Origin of the sequence: Bradyrhizobium sp. 190 (genome assembly GCF_023073415.1) — a bacterium.
Taxonomy (GTDB): Bacteria; Pseudomonadota; Alphaproteobacteria; order Rhizobiales; family Xanthobacteraceae; genus Bradyrhizobium.
In genome coordinates, this window is the sequence record NZ_JADPJL010000020.1 from 1 (window position 1) to 1,608 (window position 1,608).

A 1,608-nucleotide genomic window follows, 5' to 3' on the forward strand; every position below is an offset into this window, starting at 1 on the left:
TTTCGGCTCCAAGGGCTGGAGAACAAAGCCGAATGCCTTGGCACGCCGATGCAAATTGTTGACCACTCGCGTCCGGTAACGCGTCTCGTAGGACGAGGCCCCGGGATCGACATAGTCCATTCCGTATCGCACAGCATTGTAGAACAGAACTGCGATCTTGCGGGCCGTGGCGGTCACGGCCTTGGCCTTGCCGATGCGCGCTGAGAGCCGTCTATAAAAGGCGCCGAGCGCGGTGTCTGTACGACCCACGGTCACGGCAGCAAGGCGCAGAAGTGCCGCCGCCCGGCCGCCGGATCGGCGCGTTCGGGACGAGAGCATTTTGCCGCCGGAGACCTTGTTGCTCGGCGCCAGTCCCAGCCAGGAGGTAAAATGCTTTGCACTTGGCCACGAGGAGAGGTCGTCGCCGCATTCAGCGATCAGCTTCAGCGAGAGGTAAGGACCGAGGCCATCGATCGTGGTGATGTCTTTCCGAGCAACGCGAACAGCGCCTCGCGGACGTCGAAAGCTAGAGCGTTCGCCTGATCGGTTCGATTCCGACGCCGCGAGGCCCGCGGCGCTGATCCATGGCCATGACCGCGATGGATGCTGAGTTCCTTCAACACGGCTTCGATCCGGGCGTCGCAGGCAGATGCCTTCTCGTGGTAGGCGTCGTAAAGCGCAAGTGCCTGCTCGAGCGCAAACAGATGCTCGGCGCGGTAGCTTCCGGTGAGCGCCTTCGCGATCGTCTCGGCGCTGGAGTGGCAACTGTAATGGCGCAAGCACGCCAGCGCCTCAGGATCGCGCTCGCCGGCAAGGATCGCGCGTATGATACGCAGGCCGGTCGCACCGGTGATGTCGGCGACGACGTGGTGCAGCTGAAGATTCATCTCCGTCAAGGCCTTCTGCATATGCTGGATGTGTGAGGCCGCGTACTCCAGCAGACGCTCGCGCTGACGCACGTAGGCTCGCAGCTCGGCAATCTGCCCTTTGGGCCGAAAGCTGGCCCGCAGCAACCCGAATGAATGGAGCCGCTGCAGCCATTGCGCATCGCTGACATCGGTCTTGCGCCCCGGCACGTGTTGGCATCGCGCGCGTTGACAAGAAACACGGTAAATCCCCTGGCATCGAGAAGCTCGAAAATCGGAATCCAGTAGACGCTGGTTGATTCCATGACGACGGTCTTGACGCCGCATTCAGTAAACCAGTCGACCAGCCGATGCAGATCGGCCGTGAAGGTACCGAAGCTGCGGACTGGCTCCGGTGCGCGATCTGCCCTCACGGCAGCCATGTGCATAGTCGCTCCGACGTCGATGGCAGCCGCGTTCGGGTGCACCATCGGCATCTTACCACCGTTCCTCGATCTTTTGGGGTTCATCTCCAATCCTCCTGCTGACGGCGGCGGAAGGGCTGGGCTGCGCTATTGGTCAGATTCCTAAACGGGATCGGCGGATGGCGTCACCACTCTCAAGTGCGCAACAACCCATGGACCAGGTTTTTCAACGGGGTCACGTGCCACCAAAATCGTATCGGCCGCTCCCTTCCGGTCGGCAATCTAGCGCCGGCCCGTTTCTATGCCACAGGGGGAGCGCAGCGCCGCGCATAGTTTTTTAGAAGGAGCGCTCACCAAGG

Annotated in this window: 1 protein-coding gene and 1 pseudogene; both read right to left on the minus strand. The window is 61.8% G+C overall.

All coding sequences use genetic code 11. From position 1 onward, the window contains the following. Positions 1-462 (minus strand): transposase (locus IVB22_RS41915; protein WP_374207531.1); only part of this gene is annotated, 462 nt, incomplete at its 3' end. After that, positions 423-1,354: pseudogene (locus IVB22_RS14810) on the minus strand (IS110 family transposase). The gene IVB22_RS41915 and the pseudogene IVB22_RS14810, both read right to left, overlap by 40 nt. Between the last annotated feature and the right edge of the window lie 254 nt (positions 1,355-1,608).